The 14,915-nt window shown below is 59.9% G+C and carries 11 protein-coding genes; 4 read left to right on the top strand and 7 right to left on the bottom strand.

Annotated features, from left to right (window positions below; genetic code table 11):
• Nucleotides 1-8: 8 nt before the first annotated feature.
• Nucleotides 9-1,319: an autotransporter strand-loop-strand O-heptosyltransferase gene (locus ACVW1C_RS14595; RefSeq protein ID WP_456759014.1), complete on the bottom strand. Its 1,311-nt coding sequence runs from the start codon at nt 1,317-1,319 to the stop codon at nt 9-11.
• A 148-nt stretch (nt 1,320-1,467) separates the two neighbouring features.
• Here ACVW1C_RS14595 and ACVW1C_RS14600 point away from each other — a divergent pair, with 148 nt between their 5' ends.
• Nucleotides 1,468-2,271, top strand: coding sequence for an FkbM family methyltransferase (locus ACVW1C_RS14600; protein WP_456759015.1), 804 nt, complete (start codon nt 1,468-1,470; stop codon nt 2,269-2,271).
• A gap of 21 nt (nt 2,272-2,292) precedes the next feature.
• Here ACVW1C_RS14600 and ACVW1C_RS14605 read toward each other — a convergent pair whose 3' ends face one another.
• Both ACVW1C_RS14605 and ACVW1C_RS14610 read right to left on the bottom strand, forming a co-directional pair.
• A complete protein-coding gene (locus ACVW1C_RS14605) occupies nt 2,293-3,705 on the bottom strand; it encodes an HlyD family type I secretion periplasmic adaptor subunit (protein ID WP_456759016.1) in 1,413 nt (470 codons plus the stop codon).
• The gene (locus ACVW1C_RS14610) at nt 3,689-5,830 is read right to left on the bottom strand and encodes a type I secretion system permease/ATPase (RefSeq protein WP_456759017.1); all 2,142 of its coding nucleotides are present in this window, start codon (nt 5,828-5,830) and stop codon (nt 3,689-3,691) included. The genes ACVW1C_RS14605 and ACVW1C_RS14610 overlap by 17 nt, the downstream gene beginning before the upstream one ends.
• A 522-nt stretch (nt 5,831-6,352) precedes the next feature.
• Between ACVW1C_RS14610 and ACVW1C_RS14615 the strand changes: the two genes are divergently transcribed.
• The 3 genes from ACVW1C_RS14615 (at nt 6,353) to ACVW1C_RS14625 (ending at nt 11,091) form a co-directional block, all read left to right on the top strand.
• On the top strand, nt 6,353-9,349 hold the full coding sequence (locus ACVW1C_RS14615; protein WP_456759018.1) for a hypothetical protein: 2,997 nt from the start codon (nt 6,353-6,355) through the stop codon (nt 9,347-9,349).
• Nucleotides 9,350-9,904: 555 nt separating this feature from the next.
• Nucleotides 9,905-10,060, top strand: coding sequence for a hypothetical protein (locus ACVW1C_RS14620; protein ID WP_456759019.1), 156 nt, complete (start codon nt 9,905-9,907; stop codon nt 10,058-10,060).
• A 29-nt stretch (nt 10,061-10,089) separates the two neighbouring features.
• The gene (locus ACVW1C_RS14625; protein ID WP_456759020.1) at nt 10,090-11,091 is read left to right on the top strand and encodes an FAD-dependent monooxygenase; all 1,002 of its coding nucleotides are present in this window, start codon (nt 10,090-10,092) and stop codon (nt 11,089-11,091) included.
• Nucleotides 11,092-11,779: 688 nt separating this feature from the next.
• Here ACVW1C_RS14625 and ACVW1C_RS14630 read toward each other — a convergent pair.
• The 4 genes from ACVW1C_RS14630 to ACVW1C_RS14645 all read right to left on the bottom strand — a co-directional run bounded on the left by ACVW1C_RS14630 (nt 11,780) and on the right by ACVW1C_RS14645 (nt 14,827).
• Nucleotides 11,780-12,520, bottom strand: coding sequence for a transporter (locus tag ACVW1C_RS14630; protein WP_456759021.1), 741 nt, complete (start codon nt 12,518-12,520; stop codon nt 11,780-11,782).
• A 45-nt stretch (nt 12,521-12,565) separates the two neighbouring features.
• Nucleotides 12,566-13,369, bottom strand: coding sequence for a COG4705 family protein (locus tag ACVW1C_RS14635; RefSeq protein ID WP_456759022.1), 804 nt, complete (start codon nt 13,367-13,369; stop codon nt 12,566-12,568).
• Nucleotides 13,370-13,576: 207 nt separating this feature from the next.
• The gene (locus tag ACVW1C_RS14640) at nt 13,577-13,978 is read right to left on the bottom strand and encodes a hypothetical protein (protein ID WP_456759023.1); all 402 of its coding nucleotides are present in this window, start codon (nt 13,976-13,978) and stop codon (nt 13,577-13,579) included.
• 66 nt (nt 13,979-14,044) lie between these two features.
• On the bottom strand, nt 14,045-14,827 hold the full coding sequence (locus tag ACVW1C_RS14645; protein WP_456759024.1) for a COG4705 family protein: 783 nt from the start codon (nt 14,825-14,827) through the stop codon (nt 14,045-14,047).
• Nucleotides 14,828-14,915: the final 88 nt, after the last annotated feature.

Genomic DNA, 14,915 nt, shown 5'->3' on the forward strand with positions numbered 1-14,915 from the left:
GAAATAGGCTAGAGCTTGAATCCAGGAATCGTCCTGATCACCGACTTCACGTGATCCACGGTGATCAGTCTCGTGCACTCGAACTGACGGGGCGTCCCCTTGTGGCGGGGGCACCAGAAAAAATCCTTGTGGTCGAATCGAACCGCCGGATCGTTCCAGCAGCTGTTGCAGGCGTGATAGTTGATGACGCGGTAGGGCGTAGCAAATTCATTTGTCGGATGCGTGAAGCCCGCGATCATCACGACCGGAGTGCCGACCGCCCAGGCCAGCCAGGCAAGCCCGCTGGAAAGGCCGATGAAAAAGTCCGCATGGTTGAGCAGATTCGCCCGCTCCTGAATCGGGCGGTCACCGGTCCAGTCCTCCGCGCCGTTCGGAATGTGATTCCATACCAGTTCGTGGCCGTGCGTCGGCTTCTGATCGATGCAGATCACGCGATAGCCGGCCTGCTTGAGAAAGCTGGTCAGTTCGCGCCAGCCGTTCGGGTTATTCCAGTACTTGCACTGCGTGGTGCTCTGCACCGCGATGCAAACATAAGGCTCGGCGATGGGCCTTTGATCATCGGCCAGCGAGATGCGCGGCGCCACCTCGGTCGGATCAACGCCGAGGATGTATCCGGCGGTGCGGTGCAGTCCGACAAAGCGGAAGTCGCACGGCTGGTAGACGAAATTCTTGTCGTCGAAGAACAACCCGACGCTGTACGTGGCATAGTATCGGTCGGTTTGAATTTCCTCGTGCGTGACGAAGTTGATCTCCGGATACGCATCGCGAAACAGCGGGATCAGCTTCTCCGCCATTGCGCAGGTCAGCCTGCAATTGTGAGCTATCCTGAACTTCTCCACATAGGGAAACCAGCCGATCGTGTCGCCCAGGGTGCCGACCGGAAGCTGGATCAGGACATGACGATCCGTTGCGTTGTACTCATGCGAGAAAATGACATCCTCGCCCTGCAGGACCTCGATACGGAAACGAATGTAGTAGCGCTTTGAGCTGTTGACGCGTCCGCCCGCGAACTGCGTCTCGAACAGAACATTGCCGGTATCGGCGTCCCAAAGACGCACGCGCCAAGGACCTTCGGCTTCGGGACAAACGACCCGGGCGCCGTCGTTGAAGTCGAATCGCAGTCCTTTGGGACCGACTTGCGTGGGCAGCTCGGCGGCCGCCGGATAAGCACGCTTGGGCGTTTCGGCATCCGGCGCAGCAGCATCCGGCTTGGCAGGTACGGCGCTGGTCGACCGATCAACGATAACTTTGGGTTGGTCGGCCATATGGTCAATCGGACGCTTCAGCCCGATCGCCGGCGCGACGGCAATCGCATTCACGAATATCCCCTGCCCTAAAAATATAAAGACCGCTAGAAATGCGGGCAGAAGGTAAGCGAGATTGACAACCGCGTCAACGGACGAAAACCTTAGCGGGTACCCCCTCTCGCGGCCGCTCCGGAACCGCAGGAACAAAGAAACACAAGCGATGAGCCGCAATCCCAGCAAGGTCCCGTTTGTGATCGCAGCGTCGGCGCATGGTCCGCTGATCGTCAACCGGCTGGACTACCACACCGCGGGCGATCACATCTTTGGCGTGGGGATTCAGATCCTCGAGCACGGCGCGTTCGACGTCACCGAAATCGAACTGACGAAGGGTCTCCTTGCACTGCGAAGAACCTACCGGGGGGATGGCGTGGTCGCCATCGACTGCGGGGCGAACATCGGCGTTCACACCATCGAATGGTCCAAGCAAATGGACGGCTGGGGCTCGGTCCTTGCCATCGAGGCGCAGGAGCGGGTCTACTACGCCCTTGCCGGCAACATCGCCATCAACAACTGCTTCAACGCGCGGGCGATGCACGCGGTTATTTCGTCGGAAACCGGCAAGACCTGGGTGCCGACCTTAAGCCATCAGGAACCCGCCAGCTTCGGAAGTCTGGAGGTGACGCAACGCCCCGGCACGGAGCAGATCGGCCAGAAGATCGATTATTCGGAGGCCGAAGGCTCCGAAACGACGATGATCACCCTGGACTCCCTGAATCTGAGCCGCTGCGATCTGATCAAGATCGACGTCGAAGGGATGGAGTTGAAGGTGCTGGAAGGAGCCAGCGCCACGATCCGGCAGCATCACCCCGTCATTCATGCGGAATTCATCAAGACCGACAAGGCCGCACTGGTTCGCAAGCTGAACGATCATGGATACCGGACCTACGACGCGGGGCAAAACTGCCTTGCGATCCATGAATCCGACCCGACCCTGAGCCACGTGGAATCGCGAACCACGTCATGACGGCCTGACCGCCGAATTCCTTCACCGCTCGCGGAGAGCATCCTGCCGGTAGCGCATGATGGGAGACAGCAAATAGCTCATGACGCTGCGGGCGCCCGTCCTGATTTGGACGGTTACGGTCATTCCCGGCGAAAGATTGATCTCCTTGTCATCGACGACCATCTTGGTCCGGTCGATCGAGACATGCGCGATATACACCGGCCCCGTCCCCTTGGGCTCGCTGCTGTCCTCCGTCGCTCCGCCATTGGACTCGCGGGCCGGATCCCGCGGCCTGTCGCGGGACACGGAATCGGGCGAGACGCTGACGATCTTGCCGTGCAGCAGTCCGTAACGCGTGAAATTGAACGTATCGACCTTGATTTCGGCGTCCTGACCCGGGTGCACGAAGCCGATATCGCGATTTGAAACCATCGCTTCGATTTCAATCAGATTATCGCTGGGTACGACGACCGCGAGCGTCTGGGCGGCGGTTGCGACGCCGCCGACAGTGTGCACGGCCAGTTGCTGCACCACGCCATCGATCGGTGCGGCAAGCTTTTGCAGGCTGGTCCGATGCTCGGCTTTGGAGACCTCGTCCTGGAGGCTGCCGGCCTTCTGCGTCGCCTTGGCAAGGTCATCGTACAGGCGGTGCCGGTATTCCGAGACAAGCTTGGCGCGCGTCTCTTCGAGCGCGGCGACGGCCGCATTGGCCTCCTGGAGCTTGCTCCGTTGCACCAGGATGTCCTGTTGCATCCCGACGAGTTCCTGGAGCTCCTGCAGGTATTGCAGCTTTGAACCGTATTCCCGGTCCGCCAGGTACTTGCGAACCCCGACGCGTTCCTGCAGCACCGGCAGCAAAGCTTCGATCTTGGCGATGCTGGCGTCGATTGTCCTGGTCTCCGCGACCTTCTGCGTCCGCTGCCGATCCAGTTCGGACAACTTGGCGCGCTGCTCGGAATCCTGACTGCGCAAGTACTCCAGATGCATTTGAACCAACGCGGGCGGCGTGTCGTCCGGTACGCCGTCAAGCGCGTCAGTGTTTCCGTCAAGCGCAGAGCGGGTGCGTGAAATATCCAGCTGTGCCGACAGAAGATCGTTTTTCAGGTGCTGAAGCTCCGCCTGATTGCTGGTCGGATCAAGCTCGATCAGAATCTCGCCGGCCTTGACGGTTTGGCCGTCGCGGACGTGAATGGCCCGCACCACTCCGATCTCGAGCGGCTGAACCAGCTTCACGCGGTCGCCCGGTACGATTTTTCCTGGTGCTGAGGCAACGATGTCGATCTTGCCGAGACCCGCCCACGCTACGGCGCAACAGAACAAGGCAGCAAGCAAGACGGCGGTGAGCCTCGCGGTGGGAGACGGCGGCGTCTCGACAATTTCGAGGGCGGCCGGCAGGAAGGCCAGCTCGTCCCGGGTTTTGCCCCCGACCGCGACCACTTCACGAGCCGACTTCATGGATCCCCGCCTGCAACCGGTACAGCGACGCGTATCTTCCGCCTGTGCTGAGCAACTCCTCGTGGGATCCCTGTTCGACGAGCCGGCCGCGATCAATGGTGATGATCCGATCGGTGCGCCTGACAGCGGACAGACGATGGGCAATGACAAAAACCGTTCGTCCCTTCACGATCCGGTTCATATTATCCTGAATGACTCTTTCGCTTTCGTAGTCCAGCGAACTCGTCGCCTCGTCGAAGATCAGGATGCGGGGATCGGTGATAAGGGCCCGCGCGATCGCGATGCGTTGCCGCTGCCCTCCCGACAGACTGGAGCCGCGCTCGCCGACGACGGTGTCGTAGCCTTCCGGCAGCTCCAGAATGAATTCGTGAGCCCCCGCCAGCTGAGCCGCGGCGACCACCTTCTCCATCGGAGCGGCCGGGTCGGCGAGCGCGATGTTTTCCCGTACGCTGCGATTGAACAACACGTTTTCCTGCAGGACGACGCCGACCTGGCGACGCAGCCACGCCGGATCGACCATCGCAAGGTCGATGCCGTCGACAAGAACCCTGCCCTTCTCCGGAACGTAAAGGCGCTGAACGAGCTTCGTGAAGGTGCTCTTGCCCGAACCGGACGGACCGACGATGCCGACGACCTGTCCGGCCGGAATGCTGATGTTGATGTCGTGCAGCACTTCGGGTCCATCGACCCGATAGCGGAAGGATACGTGTTCAAGGGTGACCTGACCCTTGATGGGCGGCGGCACGGCGCGACCGGGGCTGAACGTCTGCTCGGCCGGCGTATTCAGGATGTCGCCGAGCCGCGCGACGGAGAGCCTGGCCTGATGGAAGTCCTGCCAGAGCTGCGCCAGCCTCAGAACCGGCGCGCTCACGCGTGACGAGAACATGTTGAAGGCGATCAACTCGCCGACCGTGAGGCTTCCGTCGATCACCAGCTTGGCGCCGGCGTAAAGGATCACCGCGGTGACGAGCTTGCTCACGAACTGGACCGATTGGCTCGCGACATTCGCCAGGCTGAGCACGCGGAAGCTGGCCGCCACGTATCCGGCAAGCTGCTCCTCCCAGCGGCGCTGCATCTGCGGTTCGAGCGCCATGGCCTTGATGGTCTCGACACCGGTCACGCTCTCGACGAGAAAGGCCTGGTTTTCGGCCCCGCGCTCGAATTTGGTATCCAGCCGCTGGCGGAACATCGGCGTCGCGCCGGCCGAGATACCGACATAGAGCGGGAAGGACCCAAGCACGATCCAGGTCAGGATCGGCGAGTAGATAAACATCACCGCGATGAAAACGACGGTGAAGAACAGGTCTATCACGACCGTCAGCGCGGAGCCGGTCAGGAAGTTGCGAATGTTCTCCAGCTCGCGGACCCGCGCAACCGAGTCGCCGACCCGGCGAGCCTGAAAATAGGCAATGGGCAGCCCGATGAGGTGCCGAAACAAGCGGGCTCCCAGTTCGACATCGATCCGGTTGGTCACGTGGGAGAACAGGTAGGTCCTCAGTATCGCGAGGGCCGTCTCAAAACCCGCGATGCCGATCAACCCCACGACGAGCACGTCGAGTGTGCTGAGTGTGTGATTAACCAGGACCTTGTCGATCACCACCTGAAAGAACAGCGGCGACACCAGAGCAAACAGCTGCAAGAAAAAGGAGGCGATCAACACCTCCACGAAATGGTACCGATATTTGTGGATTGCCCCCAGAAACCACGACAGGTCAAAGCGGCGCGCAAGATTGACCAGTCCCGCCCGCCGGCTCACCAGGATCAGCTTGCCGGTCCACACCGCTTCCAGTTCGGCCTTCGTGATCAACTCCGGGCGCTCTGACAGAGGCGATTGAACGAGGATCTTGTCGGCGCCCACCTTGGCGAGGATCAGATGGCCGCCGTCGCGCAACAGCGCGATGGCAGGAAGCGGGACCTTCTCGAGCCTTAACCAGTTGGTGCTCAGCTCGCGAGCCTTGACGCCGGTCGAGCGCGCGTACCGCAGCATCTCCGGCGTTCCGAACGGGCCGTTGCCGACCTGGTGACGAATCTGGTCGACATCGGCCGGGATGCCGTGAAAACGCAGCAGCATCGCGAGCCCAACTATCCCGCTGTCTGCTGTCGTACCGCTCCGCGTTTCAATCATCTCGCGATTTAATCTGCTCAGTAGCTGAAAATAACTGCAGTCGAAGGCGAGCCGAGATTGCTGTAAGCGCACCCCGCCCCTGCTCCTCGGCCTCGCCGTCAGCGCAAACTGACTATTCGCAACGAACCGACAGAGCAGCAAATGAATATAACGGGCAGAGTACTATGGCTCTTCGCCGAGATGCAATTGGCGTTATCAACGGTCAAGCCGAATTCGCGAGCAGCATCATGCCGATCCTGGAGCCCATCGCGGAACCGTTCGGACAGCCGAACCCGGCTCCGTAGTCTTACGGATCGCGGCACGCGATATGGCTGTCACCGGGATCACAGGGATGATCGCGTCGGCCATATCGCGTATAAGAAACGACGCGAGCCAATCGCGCCAGAGGCGCTGGACACGAACAGCCTCACGCGCCGCTTTATCCGGGGCCGGCCATTTGGCGTCTATTGACTGCCCGGTGACCGGTCCGCATGAATATTGTCAATTATTTCTACGCTACCATAGATTGAAAGCTCGACCAAGATGAGTTGGAATTATTCCGTAACATTAAACGATTCATCGAACGTAGGCGGATCTGCCGACGCGTCTCTGGTTTACGACCTCGAGCAGGCCCTCAACATTTGGCAGCGATATATCCTGGGCATTGGCACCATGGTGGTGTCCCTCAACATCCTGCCCACCCCCGTTGGCCGTGCCGACGGCGGGCCTACCTCCAGCTACAACGTGGGCACGAATGGCGGGCTCGCGGTGTATGAGCCGTCAAGCCAGTACGAGCTGACCACCGGACAGCACGTGCCTGGAACGACAAGCGACATCACCATCAACATCGATCCTGGCTACTTCCAGTACATCGACCTCGACTATGGCCTGAGCTGGTCCAGTCAGGTGCCTGGAAACGTGATCAATCCGATCAACGTTTTTCTTCATGAGCTCATGCACGGCTTCGGCATGACGGGCTGGTACGACCAGAGCGGCCAGTTGGCCGGCCCCTACGAATCCACGTTCGACACCCTGATTCAAAAGACCGCAACCGGCGCCAACTTTGTTGGTGCGAACGCCGAGGCCGCTTACGGCGGCCCGGTGCCACTGACCACAGACAGCACGACCCAGAACTACTACCATTTCGGCAACCAGCAATCCGACCTCTACGCCACCCCGTCGACCGTCAAGGACCCGCTCACGCTGGACTTGATGAACGGAATCGTCTTCTACGCCGATTACCAGTACGCGATCTCCAACCTGGACATCGGAGTTCTGAAGGACCTCGGATACAGCATCCGGACGACACCGGTCGTCACCGCCAGCGATCAGTCCGCCGCCCGAAATCAGGTTTATGCGGCCTCATCGTTGTTCTCGGTGAACATGGCCGCGGGCGATTCCATCACCGAATATTCCTTCTGGGACACCAATGGCAACGGTCACTGGACAGTGGGAGGAATAGTCCAGGGCACCAACACCGAGATCGACATCAGTGCGTCGCAATTGGCCCAAGCGAGTTACCAGGCCGGACCCGGCGCGGACACGCTGTGGGTGAGAGCCTTCGACGGCTATTTGTGGAGCGACTGGAAACCCTTCGTGATTTCTCCGGCTGATCATGCGCCGGTGGTCACGGCAGCCAACGTGACCGGTTCGCGCGGGCAGCTCTCGGTGGCTGAATCCTCACTGTTCTCGGCCAGTGACGCGGATGGCGACACCATCACCCAATATGCATTCTGGGACACCGAGGGCCACGGGCACTGGGCGATCAATGGTGCTACGCAAGCCACCAACGCCGAGATCGACGTTTCGGCCGCCAGCCTCTCGCAAGTAAGCTATGTGTTCGGTACGGCCCCGGACACGCTCTGGGTGCGGGCCTATGACGGATATCTCTGGGGAGCATGGGTTCCGTTCACGGCCACGCCAGGTCTGGATCATGCTCCCGTTGCTTCGGCTTCCGGCTTCACGGCAGCCCACGGGCAAATGTCGGTCGCGGCTTCGAGCCTGTTCAGCGTCTCCGACGCAGACAACGATACGATCGCCCAATACGCACTCTGGGACAGCAACGGCAACGGCGCATGGGTGGTGAATGGTGCCGTTCAGGCCACCAATGCCGAAATCGACATCACTGCCGCGCAGCTTGCCCAGACCACCTACCACTTCGGCTCGGCTCCGGACCAGCTCTGGGTCAGGGCTTACGATGGAACGCTGTGGGGGGCATGGGTGCCGTTCACGGCCACGCCAGGCCCGGATCATGCACCGGTCGTGAACGCAACCGACGTGTCGGCAACCCACGGCCAGGATATCGCCGCATCCAGTCTCTTCAGCGTGTCCGACGCCGATGGCGACACGATCGCCGCCTATCAGCTTTGGGATTCAACGAGCGATCCCTCCAGCGGCCACTGGGTGGTCGGCGGAGTGGCGCAGGCCACCAACATCGCCATCGATGTGACGCCCGCGCAATTGACGAGCGCCTCGTTCCAGTCGGGCTCCGGCTCGGACGATCTGTGGGTGCGAGCCAATGACGGCATCACATGGGGAGCCTGGAAGGAATTCCACGTCAACGCACCGATCGACCATGCGCCCGTGGTGAGCGCGTCGGACGTGACCGAAACGCACGGTCAGGACATCGCCGCGTCAAGCCTGTTCACGGTAAGCGATGCCGACCACGATACGATCACCCACTATCAGTTCTGGGACTCGACCACCGATCCCGCCAGCGGGCATTTTGTCGTGGCCGGAGCCATCCAGCCTGCGGACCAGGCCATCGATGTGAGCGCGACCCAACTGTCCAATACCTCGTTCCAGAGCGGTTCGGGCTCCGACGATCTCTGGGTGCGCGCCTTCGATGGCATGATGTGGAGCAGTTGGAAGGAGTTTCACGTCAACGCGCCGGTCGACAATCGTCCGATCGTGTCGGCCGCCGACTTTTCAGCGAGCCATGGCCAGGATATCGCGGCCTCCACGCTGTTCTCGACCGCCGACGCGGATGGAGACACCATCACGAACTATCAGCTGTGGGATTCGACGCCTGATCCCAGCAGCGGGCACTGGGTGGTCGCCGGAGTAGCTCAGGGCACCAATGTCGCGATCGATGTGACGGCAGCCCAGCTCTCGAACACGAGCTTTCAGAGCGGCTCCGGTTCAGACGATCTCTGGGCAAGGGCTTACGACGGCTTCGCCTGGGGGCCGTGGAAGGAATTTCACGTCACCGCACCGATCGACCATGCTCCGGTCGTCTCCGCATCCGACTTCCATGCGACCGCCAACCAGAGCGTGGCCGCATCGAGCCTGTTCTCGGTCGCGGATGCCGACGGGGACAACATGAGCCAGTATCAATTCTGGGATTCGACGCCGTCGGCCAGCAGCGGCCATTGGAGCATCGGCGGGAATGCGCAGCCCGCCAACATCGCAATCAACGTCAGTACGGCCCAGCTCGCCAGCACGACTTTCGATGGCGGCACCGTGTCGGACGACCTCTGGGTTCGCGCCAACGACGGCATGACCTGGAGCGCCTGGCAAGAATTTCATTTCATCGTCTAGGAAGCGGCCCCGGGTTACGGTGAGGCGCTGATCCGCGCGCCAAGCAATCGACGTCGCGAATCTTTTCCAAAACAGAAATGGCCCGCGCGATGCGGGCCATTTTATCGGAACCGATTGGTCCGAACTTTGGTTGCGGGGACTCGCAACCACCGATACCGGCACTCGCTCGCCGTGGCCATTTGACGGGCTCGCGCCTTGGTCACAGCGTCCTTCGACCTTTTGCCCTCCGAAGGCAAAGGTCACACGTTCGAATCGTGTCGGGTGCGCCAATTTTTCTTTATTGTTCAGCGCGATATGCGCGTCCGAACCGAAACTCGCGTTCCGTCTTGTTCGAGCGAGTAAGCAACCTTTGAAAATCGTCGCCGATCGGAGATTGCTTGGCCGACGATGTTGGTGGCAAGCTCAACCAGTACCGGGCATGGGATGACCCTTGGCGGAACAGATGAAGGGCTAAGCCAAAGCTAGGGTTGTCCCTCGGCTTCCTGTCCTCAGAACGTCTGCAAATCGTAACGACGACTTGTTCGAACAAATCGCAGCGTCGCTGGTTCTCAGTTCATGAAAACCGTCTTGATCTCAGGAGCAGCGATTGCCGGGCCCACACTGGCCTTTTGTTTGAAAGCGGCCGGATTTGAGCCGACCCTGATCGAACGAGCGCCCGCCTTGCGCACCGGCGGATATGTGATCGATTTCTGGGGTCTGGGCTACGACTGATCGGGCAGATTAACAGCGACGGCTATCATGTGAAGGAACTGCGGATCATAGACGATGCTGGCCAGCGGCGTGCTGGCTTTGGCACTCGAGTCTTTACGGACCTCACCGGCGGCCGCTACGTAACGCTACAGCGCAGCGATCTGTCACGCTTGCTATTTGAGAAGCTAAAAGGCCGCATAGAAAGAATATTCGATGACGAGATTATCGCGCTCGAAGAGTGTCGAGACTGCATCCGGGTCGAACTGAAATATGCAAAGGAACGCCGTTTTGATTTGGTGATAGGCGCCGACGGCTTGCATTCAGTTGTCCGGAAGCTGGTATTCGGGCAACAGTCGCAGTTCGAGAAGTATCTTGGCTATGTCGTCGCCGCCCTTGATGCCCGCGGTTACCGACCACGCGACGAGAATACTTATATTATGTATGGACAGCCAAGACGGATGGTCGGGCGTTTTTCATTGCACGACGATCGCACGTTGTTCTTTTTTGTATTTTCCGCGCCGGTCGCATCCTTACCTGCGACGCTCCATCAACAAAATGCGATGCTGCGCGATGTCTACTGTCGTGGGGGTTGGGAGTGCCCGCGCATTCTGGACGAACTCGATCGAACTGACGAGCTTTACTTCGACAGAGTCAGCCAGGTCAGAATGCAAAACTGGTCGCGTGGGCGAGTCGCACTTGTCGGCGATGCCGCCTTCTGTGTCTCGCTGTTGGCTGGGCAGGGCTCAGCACTGGCGATGATCTCATCTTACGTGCTCGCTGGTGAGTTCGCAGCTGGGCACGGGCAATATCAGCAGGCGTTTGGCAGATACGAGACATTGTTGCGACGCTATATTGCTGCAAAGCAGCGTGCCGCCGAGCGTTTCGCTGGTGCTTTCGCACCGAAAACACGGTTCGGGCTTTCGTTCCGCGATCTGGTGGTCAGGGCATTTGCTTTCCCGGGTCTCGCCAGGCTCGCAGTAGGTCGGGATATCGCGGATTCTGTGAAACTTCCCGATTACAGCTGGTCATCGCTCACTCAACGGGCAACTTGATTCCCTGGCCAGCGCGGCCTCGAACACCTGTTGTTGGCTCATAAACTCAGCGAACGAGAAGGGCCAACGATCGGTGGCTGGTCGTAACTATTCATCTCGGTCAGCTTCAAATTGATCTGCATAGCTCCACAGCGTGGCGGCGGCGCCTTGCTCCGAAATCAATTCAATTGCCCAAGGCCCGTATACAGTTGCAGGCATGGAAACAACGCGCACTCTTTTGCCGGACCCCGGTCGGCTACACGAGAGACTGCGAATGCGGGCTCCATCGTCATGAGACATCGCGACGATTGCCTTTCGGATCTGGAATGGGGTCTCGCAGACGATAGTGTCAGCCTTCGTCCAATAATAGGACGTCTTGACGTCTACCGACCCAGGCGATTCCCAGCGGAGCCACACAACTCCAGCAACCGTAAGGGCGAAGCCAATGTCAAGGAGGCGCATGTAACCTCCCTCTGCCAGCCCGGTGCGCTTTCCGACCGCGGGCATCTGGCGTGGAGACTTACATTACAGGAGCGTCCTGTCGGGCACCAGCTGGAAGTGCTTTGTGCTTTGGGATGATGCGAAAGCCAGCTTGAAGCCGCCCACCGCCGCCTATTGCGCCAGTTGCGGTTAGCCGGCTGCTACTTTTGGAGACATGCGGCACTGCAGGAAATGGTCCGGGGGCAGTCCCGCCGAATGCAAACCAGCTTCAGAAGGTGAACAGAACGGATGCGTACCAGGAATAGCGGTCTGTTTGCTCCGTGTTTTCAACTCCTCGCCTAACATAGCCGAGCAGATGGAAGTTCTTGCTGAGATCATAGCGCCAACCTACGCCGACACTGGATGAGGCGGGGGTGCCTTGGGAGTCCGCAGTCCGATGAAAGAGCTCAGCGCCGATCTGAAGCCTGGGCATCAGCTGATACGTCAGAACGGCACCTGCCAAACAGAAATCCGCCGTGCGGATTGCACTGAATGTGCATCCACCGCCTCCAAAGGCGGACCATCCCGACTTCCAGTCCTTTTCTACCCAGACCGGCAGAAGCACCGAGGTATGGTTGTCGCCGATCGTGTTCGAACTACTGGGAAGCAAAACGCGAGGAAAAAAGGCGACGTCCAGACCGAAAGTGTCTTGATGCAGAAAGCGGTATTTTGCGGCAAGCTCTATGTTGCTTAACCCGAAATTGGTGCGGCCGGCCGAAGATTGACTAAAGCCCGCGGGCAAAGTCGCTGTGAGCTGGAGATCAGGCGCTGCACCGTAGTTGAAATCTATGCCGGTCTCGCCATCCGTGCCGTCGCGCGTACTCGTTCCGTTGTTGAAGGTGTAGATCTCGAACTGATGATAAGGAGTCGGCTCGGGATCATCGGACACGAAGGGAGGACCAGCGATCGCTGGCCGCGCCAAAACGACGACAAGCAGTGTAGCGCCCAACCAGTTCAACAGAACCCGCATTGAACTGCCTCCCCCGCTCAGCAATGCGAGGATTCCATCTGAGAGTCACCGCGGCTGCGCAGCTACCTCGGATCCGGGATGCCGTCCCGGCCGCTGCGGCAAGGCCAGAATAAGCACAACGATTGCGGCGAGGATCACCGCAGACGCCAAAGGACGGCTCAGCGCCAGGCCACCATGGCTCGCCGGCTTGTCAAGAAAGTCTCCGACCGTCGCACCGAGCGGTCGCGTCAATATGAAGGCGGCCCAGAACAGGAACACGCGCGAGATTGCGGTCCAATAGTACAGAGCCGCCAGCAGGACCAGTCCCGCACAAAACAGGAGCGCGCCTCCGTCATAGCCCAAACCGGTGCTGTCCGCGGTCCAATCTCCGAGCGCGGTCCCCAGGGTCTGCGAGAACGTGATCGTCACCCAGTAGAAGATTTCCACTTTCGGCGTTGCAACCGTCTGAACATTGATCGAGCCGAGAGTGAAGTACCAAATCGCGAGCGAGCACAAGACGCACGCTAACAGGATCGACGAACCTCCGGTGTATCCAATGCCCAGTGAGCGATCGAAAAAATCGGCCATGGCTGTGCCCACTGTCGTAGAGGCCACGATGGCCAGCCAGTAAATCCAGGCATTGAACCTCTTTGTCGAAATTTGAGCGAGCACTGCCGCAACGAACACCGCAAGAAATATGCCAGTACCGATCAGATAGCCCCCATTGTGAGCATTTTGGTCAGCATGCAGCCAGGTCATTGTCACCGCATCGCCGCCCGTTTCTCCGAGCGTCGTGGCAAGGATCTTGATCACCCAGAAGCCGAGCGTCACCTCGGGAACTTTGCTTAGGATATCGTCGTCGTTTTGCATTGTGCCTCTCGCAAACATTCACGCAATTTGAGTTTCACCAGTGTAGAGCGGCAACCTCTCGCGCGTACAACGCAGGACGCACGAGAAGGTCGCTTAGTAAGCTATACATTCTCGTCACATCGCCGTTAGTAAGCGCGGCACCCGTGCGTTAAAGACATCGTTGCTCCTGGCGCAGATTCATGAAGCGCACAATTGCCGTTAGCCGCCTCATGATTTTCCGATCGAGTCCATAACGGACAGCAGGTCGGTGATCGTCTGCTTGCATTGGGCGGGATCGGGCGTCGCTGCGCGCAGGGCTTCGAGCGCGCGATCGATCGCCTTGTCGACGATGTGCCACTCGACGGCGGCGCGCGGCCTCAATGCAGCTTCCGCATCGTCCCACTTTGTCTCGATATCCTTGATCCGGTTCTTGGCGCCAACCAGGTCACCCTTGTCGATAAAGGCAGAAACATCGATGACGATGGTGCGGAACGGTGAGAGGTCACCGAGATGCGCGGACACTCCGGCCTCGGCGCGCGTTAGGAACGAGATGGGCCCGCGTGCATGCATCGGCTCGCCAACGGCCCATGTCAGCAGGCCGATCGCCGCTGCCAGAAGAACTCTTTTCATGAAACATCTCCTCATAGTTTCCCCACGCAGGATCCACGCGGGCTCTCGGGTGGAAGTCTTTTCGGATCACTCCGCCGGATCGGCGCCTTCGCTGCGGTCACCTTCGAAGGTCACCCAGGCGACTAGAGCAATCATTACGGTCAGGAACACGAGGCTGGTGTGAATCGTGCCGAGACCCACCCCGCCGTAGTGTCGTGATTGCGACAGCAAATCGCCGAGCGAAGCGCCAAGGGGGCGCGTCAGAATGTAGGCGAGCCAGAAGGTGAGGACCGGATTGACGCCGAGCGAGTAGAAAATGCCGATGAACGCGATCAGCACGCCGAACGCGAGAACGCCGAGTTGGAAACCGAGCCCGAGCGCTTCCGTGGCGAGGTCTCCTGCCGCCGTCCCCAGCGCAAAGGTGAAGAGAATAGCGGCCCAGTAAAACAGCTCGCGTCGCGTCGTGATAATCGTGCGGATTGAGAGCGTGCGTTCGACGCCGTACCAGATCGCGAAGGTTGCAGCGAGCGTGCAGGCGAACGCCGCCGTGCTCACGTAAAGGCTGATCTCGAGCTTGTCGCTCATGAAGTCGGTGATCTGGGTTCCGACAATGCTGACCAGAACCACCGTCAGCCAATAATTCCACGGAATATAGCGACGCGCGCGCAGCTGCTGGATCAGCGCAGCGATTAGGAGACCGGCCATGCACGCCATGGTCAGGGTTGACCCGAGACCGACATGCACCGCGAGATAGTCGGCGCCGGTCTCGCCGACGGTGGTCGAGAGGATTTTGATGGTCCAGAAGATCAGCGTGACCTCCGGAACCTTGTTCAGCGTCGGAGATGGACGCCATTCCCAGGTCGTGGACATGTGGGTCTCCCCGAAACGAGTCACCCCAGGCGACGCCGGAGATTGGCCATGGCCGACTTAGGTGCGCCTTAGGGCCAGGGTTGTCCTG

This window comes from Bradyrhizobium sp. USDA 4011 (assembly GCF_054063415.1).